This window comes from Achromobacter sp. UBA5777, assembly GCF_002418565.1.
Taxonomy (GTDB): Bacteria; Pseudomonadota; Gammaproteobacteria; order Burkholderiales; family Burkholderiaceae_B; genus Achromobacter; species Achromobacter animicus.
The window spans coordinates 1-5,369 of sequence record NZ_DIEJ01000307.1 but is presented as its reverse complement, the minus strand read 5'-3'; the positions used below and the strand labels follow the sequence as shown (position 1 = coordinate 5,369).

6 protein-coding genes and 1 pseudogene are annotated in these 5,369 nt (G+C 66.5%); 1 reads left to right on the top strand and 6 read right to left on the bottom strand.

The genetic code is table 11. The annotated features are described in order from the left end of the window. The 3 genes and pseudogenes from B3446_RS26715 to fliF form a co-directional block, all read right to left on the bottom strand. A pseudogene (locus B3446_RS26715) lies at positions 1-325 on the bottom strand (flagellar assembly protein FliH); the annotation flags it as partial. After that, positions 318-1,328 (bottom strand): flagellar motor switch protein FliG, encoded by a 1,011-nt coding sequence (gene fliG, locus B3446_RS26710; RefSeq protein WP_175126257.1) that lies wholly within the window; start codon positions 1,326-1,328, stop codon positions 318-320. The pseudogene B3446_RS26715 and the gene fliG, both read right to left, overlap by 8 nt. After that, positions 1,318-2,994, bottom strand: coding sequence for a flagellar basal-body MS-ring/collar protein FliF (fliF, locus tag B3446_RS26705; protein WP_191578087.1), 1,677 nt, complete (start codon positions 2,992-2,994; stop codon positions 1,318-1,320). Before fliF ends, fliG begins: the two co-directional genes overlap by 11 nt. A 331-nt stretch (positions 2,995-3,325) precedes the next feature. On the opposite strand from fliF, the gene fliE reads away from it, so the two are divergent. Further along, complete coding sequence (gene fliE / locus B3446_RS26700) at positions 3,326-3,658, top strand: flagellar hook-basal body complex protein FliE (protein ID WP_175126255.1); 333 nt, start codon at positions 3,326-3,328, stop codon at positions 3,656-3,658. An 89-nt stretch (positions 3,659-3,747) separates the two neighbouring features. Here the strand turns inward: fliE and B3446_RS26695 are convergent, their stop codons facing one another. The 3 genes from B3446_RS26695 to B3446_RS26685 form a co-directional block, all read right to left on the bottom strand. Next, positions 3,748-4,551, bottom strand: coding sequence for a flagellar brake protein (locus B3446_RS26695; protein WP_291387015.1), 804 nt, complete (start codon positions 4,549-4,551; stop codon positions 3,748-3,750). Between the two features lie 14 nt (positions 4,552-4,565). Next, positions 4,566-4,892, bottom strand: a complete 327-nt coding sequence (locus B3446_RS26690) for an EscU/YscU/HrcU family type III secretion system export apparatus switch protein (RefSeq protein ID WP_175126254.1) — start codon at positions 4,890-4,892, stop codon at positions 4,566-4,568. After that, positions 4,892-5,369 (bottom strand): flagellar hook-length control protein FliK (locus B3446_RS26685; protein ID WP_291387008.1); only part of this gene is annotated, 478 nt, incomplete at its 5' end. The genes B3446_RS26690 and B3446_RS26685, both read right to left, overlap by 1 nt.

Below are 5,369 nucleotides of genomic sequence, written 5' to 3'. Positions count from 1 at the left end.
CTTCGGCGGCGCCCTGTTCGCGGCCCTGGGCCAGGCCTTCCGCATGACCGGCTTCGCGGCCGGCGGCAAGGCCGGCCTCGTAGCCCGCCTGCTGGCCGGCTTCCATGCCCGCGGCGTGACCGCGCGCCAAGCCTTCCTCGTGTCCTTCCGCGATGGCCTGGGCGCGCAACTGCGCCATCACCACGGCGGGATCGGGACCCGGATCGGGTTCGGGCTCGGGTTCGACTTCGACGGGCGCCGGCTCGTCGAACGACAGCATCTGCCAGCGACGCCAGGCGGCGCTGCGCGAGATGAGCGTCGCCGCGCCGTTGTCCGCTTCAGACATACGCGTCGTCTCCGGAATTGCCCAGCACGATCTGGCCGCTCTCCGCCAGGCGGCGCGCGATCTGCAGGATCTTCTTCTGTTCGGTCTCGACCTTCGACATGCGGATCGGGCCCTGAGCTTCCAGGTCCTCGCGCAGCATTTCGGCCGCACGGCTGGACATGTTGCGCAGGAACTTGGCGCGCAGCTCTTCCTGCGCGCCCTTGAGCGCGACCATGAGCGTGTCGTTGTCGATTTCCTTGAGGATGAGCTGGATGGCGCGGTCCTCGACGTCGAGCAGGTTGTCGAAGACGAACATCTCGTCGATGATCTTCTGCGCCAGGTCGTTGTCGCGTTCGCGCAGGCTGGCGACCACGGTCTCTTCCTGCGTCGAGTTCATCATGTTCAGGATCTCGGCCGCGGTGCGCACGCCGCCCATCTTGCTGCGCTTGGCGCCCTGGCCGGCCAGCACGGAGTTCAGCACTTCGGTCAGCTCGGACAGTGCCGCCGGTTGCACGCCGCCGAACGTGGCGATACGCAGCATCACGTCGTTGCGCAGGCGGTCGGTCAGCAGGGCCAGCACGCCGGCCGCGCGATCGCGCTCCAGGTGAACCAGAATGGTCGCGATGATCTGCGGGTGCTCGTCGCCGATCAGTTCGGCCACGGTGTTCGGATCCAGCCAGTTCAGCGCATCGATGCCGCTGCCGCCGTCGCCGGCTTCCAGGATGTCTTCGATCAGGCCGGCGGCGCGGTCGCTGCCCAGCGCCTTGGTCAGCACGCTGCGGATGTAGTCGTCCGAGCCCAGCGTCACGGCCATGAACTGGTCGGCTTCCAGGCGGAACTCCTCCAGCACGACGGCGACGTCGTTGCGCGTGACCTGTTTCAGGCTGGCCATCGCGGCGCCGACCTGCTGGACTTCTCGGGCGCTCAGGTACTTGAACACTTCAGCCGCGGCGTCTTCGCCCAGCGACATCATCAGGACGGCGCTGCGCGTCATGCCGTCCATCGGCAGGGAATCATTTTTCATCTTTGGTCATCCAGGTGCGCAGGACCATCGCGACGGCGCGCGGATCCTTGTTGGCCATGGTGCGTGCGCGCTCCAGGTTGTCCTGATAGCGGTCGGTTTCCTTGGCGCGGGCCAGGTCCTGCGCTTCGCGGGCGGCTTCAACGCGCTCGGCCTCGGCCTGTTCCGGATCCACCGGCGGGTACAGGTACTCGGTGACCGAGCGGCGAATCTTGCGGTACAGCCACAGGGCCAGGACGCCACCGACCAGCCAGAGCAGGATCGTCTTGAACAGCGAGATCATTTCCGGATCGCGCCACATCGGCAGCGGCGGCGGGCCGTCGTTGAACTGGCTGTTGACCAGGTTGAGCGAGTCGCCGCGGCCTTCGGAATAGCCCATGGCTTCGCGCACCAGGTTGGTCAGCTTGTTCAGTTCCTCGGGCGGCAGGGCCTGCAGTTCGCCGTCCTTGTCGCGCACGTAGTTCACGACCACGGCCACCGACATGCGCTTGAGGTTGCCCGTCGGCTGCTTGATGTGGCTGATGGTGCGGTCGACTTCGTAGTTCGTCGTCGCGTCGCGGCGTTCGTTCAGGTTGGCGGCGGCTGCCTGGGTGCCGGTCTGCTGCTGCTGTTGTTGCTGCTGCTGCGCGTTGGCCTGCGGCGGCTGGCCGGGACGCGGCGGCTGTTGCTGCGGCGGATTGGCGATGGGCGCCTGCGCGTTGGCGGGGGCCTGGTTCGACAGCGCGCCGGGCACGCCCTGAGCGGGGCCGACGCCGCGCTGCGTGGAATCGCTGGTCTGCTGGCTGCGCACGGCGGCCTGGCCAGGTTCCTGGTTGGGGCGATAGACCTCGGACGTTTCCTCGCGGCGCGAGAAGTCGACGTCTGCCGTGGCCTGGGCGTGCACGTTGCCGGGGCCGACCAGGGGATTCAGGATGGTGAGGATGCGTTCGACGGTACGCTGCTCGATCTCGCGCACGAAGCGAAGCTGATCGGCGTCCATGCCGCGGCCTTCACCCAGCGGGGAGGACAGCAGGCGGCCGTTCTGGTCGACGATGGACACGCTTTCGGCGGTCAGTTCCGGCACGCTGGAAGCCACCAGCCACGAGATCGCGGAAACCTGGGCGTCGCTCAGGCTGCGGCCCGGGTACAGGTTCAGCAGCACGGAGGCGGTGGGCGCCTGGCGCTCGCGCACGAACAGCGACTGGCGCGGCATGGCCAGGTGGACGCGGGCATGCTGCACGGTGTGCATGGCCTCGATCGAACGGGCCAGCTCGCCCTCCAGACCGCGCTGGTAGTTGATCTGTTCGGCAAACTGGCTGGCGCCGAAGCGGGCGTTGTCCATCAGCTCGAAGCCGACGGAACCGCCGCGCGGCAGGCCTTGCGACGCAAGCTGCAGCCGGGCGTCATAGACGCGGTCGGCCGGCACGAGCAGCGCGGTGCCGTTTTCGTTGTAGCGGTAGGGAACGTTCATCGAGCCCAGGGCGGTCACGATGGCGCCGCCATCGCGGTCGTCCAGGTTCGAGAACAGCACCTTGTATTTCGGTTCGCTGCTCCACATGGCCACGGCGACGATCACCGCGACGAGGGCTGCGGCGGCGCCGATCAGGACGGGCTTAGGAAGCGCACGGACCCGTTCCAGCACGGGGAACTTGGCCAGAAGCGACGAGCTCAGGGTAGCCTGCTGATTCATTGACGGCTCCCGCTGGCTTCGCGGAGCAGGGAAAATGACTTCATGTCTGGGTAGGGCCGATTACACATGCAACGTGCTTCTGGTCTGGGGAGAGCGTGGATTATTGCCCCTGAGACAGCAATCCCAATCGATGAAAACAGCCGTTTTTTGGCGTTACTTAAGCCCTATGTCGATGACGAGACGCAAAGCGGGGCCGTATCCCCGGCAAGGGGTGTCCGCATTCGTTGAAAAGTCGGGTTTTTTGGCGGTTCTTGTCGGCTATGGACGGGTCCGATCGGCGTTACGCTGCGTGTGCACTTTGGCGTAATCCCCCACCAGCAAGGAATAGGTAATGGCTGTATCAGGCTTGTCCGGCATCGAAGGCATGCTCCAGCAAATGCGCGCGGTCGTGAGCAAGGCGGAGACCGGTAATCTGGGCGCCGGCGACGCCGTGGCGCAACCCGACGGCTTTGCCGCGGAACTGCAGCGCTCCATCCGTCGCGTGACCGCCGCGCAGAACGCGGCCAGCAATCAGGCCAAGGCTTTCGAGCTGGGCGCTCCCGACATTTCCTTGAACGACGTCATGATCGACCTGCAGAAGGCAAGCCTCGGCTTCCAGACCGCGGTCCAGGTGCGCAACAAGCTGGTGGCGGCCTACAAGGAAATCTCGTCAATGGCCGTGTAAGGCCCACGACTTGTACAAAGGCCTTCCCGCGGGAAGGCCTTTTGCGTTTCAGTCGCGCCCTTTGGGCGGCGCCTTCGGGCAGCGCGCCGTCAATTGCGCTGCGCGCCTTTCTCCAGGCGCCACACCACCTGCTGCAGCCAGTTCTCCTGGCGCGCATTCAGGTTCATGAACAGCGCGCCCACATGGCTGACCGGCGGCTCGCCCGTCAGCGACACATGCTTGGGCGCTTCGCCGTCGCTGCTGCCCTCGGCCGAGGCCATCGGCTGGCCCGACACCGGATAGATGTTGCGCACTTCGAGGTCGGCGCTCAGTTTGCCAAGTTCGCCGAAATCCAGTTCAACGTCTTCCATCACCGCACCGCGCTCGGGCAGCTGGCCCACGGCCAGACCCACGCGCAGACCCACGCCGTCCACCGAAATGTCGCGCACGGTAAAGCCCACGGGCTTGTCCGCGGGCGCCGGTTGCCACGTAGCCAGACAGCGGCTGGCGCTGGAGATCATCGAGGCGCGGAACATCTTGCGGCGCTGGATGCGGGCAAGACGATCAGGGAAGGGCGACATCAGCGCCGCGCTGCCGTCATCGAAATGGATGATGTCGGGGCGTTGAACGCGAAAGCGGATCTGCACGCCGCCATAGGCGGTGGCATTGAAGTGAAAGGTCGTGCCGCTGAGCAGACCCATGCTGTCGGACTGTTCAAAGTCCGCGCCGTCGTAGTCGCGCGGCCGCCAGAAGAACTGGCGGGTCTGCTTGTCGGCGCCCAGGATCAGCACGGCGATCTCCCGATCCGCGGCATCGCGCACCAGGATGTGGCTGTCAGGGTGCGTCAGCTCGAAGAGCGCTGAGCGCATGTCTTCCGGCCGGGTCAGCAGGAATTCCGGATCGGCGGCATCCAACACGGTGATGGTCCTTAGGTAGAGATTTCGGGCCGCGCGGCCTGGGGGATGTCGCGCGATTCCAGGCGGTACAGCCAGGCGAGCAATTCTGCCACCGCGACATAGAGTTGGGGAGGAATATGTGCGTCCAGGTCGACCTGCATGAGCAGGCCCACCAGTTCGCGCGATTCGTGCACGTACAGCCCGTTTTCCTCGGCCGCCCGGACGATCGTGTCCGCCAGCTGGCCATAGCCCTTGGCGACCACGCGTGGCGCGCCGTCGCTTTCGTCGTACGAGATGGCGACCGCCGCGTTGCGGTTGGCGTTCGGGCCGGCGTCCGCGGGGGAGGGAGGGGTGTTCATCAGAAATCGTTCGGGATGACGAGACGGGGTTCAACCACGTTCACGGTCAGATTGCTCAGGGTCAGCCCGGCGGCCAACAGGCGCGAGCGTAGCATGTCCGACGAATCGTTGATCTCGGCTGCGCTGTGCGGCGCAATCAGCTGCAGCACGATCTGGTCTCCGGCCAGGTTCAGCCGGGCGTCGACCAGGCCCAGGCGCGGCAGGTCCAGCTTCACGCGCGTGGCCCAGGTCGGCACGGCCGATTCGCGGTCCTCGCCGTAGGGGTCGCGCTCGACTTCCCACTCCATCGGGGTGCCGGGCCAGGCCTCGCCTTGCCAGTTCAGCGTCTGGTTGGCCAGCACATCCAGTTGCTGGCGCACCAGCACGGTCAGATCCTGATGGATGCCGGTGATCGGCGCGCCGGGTGTGGGCGAGGACGACGACGTTCCCGAGGCCGAGGGCGCATCCGCGCCGGCGCCCGAGCGGCTGGCGCCGGCG

What these genes read in the sequence shown, in the direction of transcription:
- fliG (WP_175126257.1), bottom strand. Translation starts at nt 1,328, where the DNA reads ATGAAAAATGATTCCCTGCCGATGGACGGCATGACGCGCAGCGCCGTC.
- fliF (WP_191578087.1), bottom strand. Translation starts at nt 2,994, where the DNA reads ATGAATCAGCAGGCTACCCTGAGCTCGTCGCTTCTGGCCAAGTTCCCC.
- fliE (WP_175126255.1), top strand. Translation starts at nt 3,326, where the DNA reads ATGGCTGTATCAGGCTTGTCCGGCATCGAAGGCATGCTCCAGCAAATG.
- B3446_RS26690 (WP_175126254.1), bottom strand. Translation starts at nt 4,892, where the DNA reads ATGAACACCCCTCCCTCCCCCGCGGACGCCGGCCCGAACGCCAACCGC.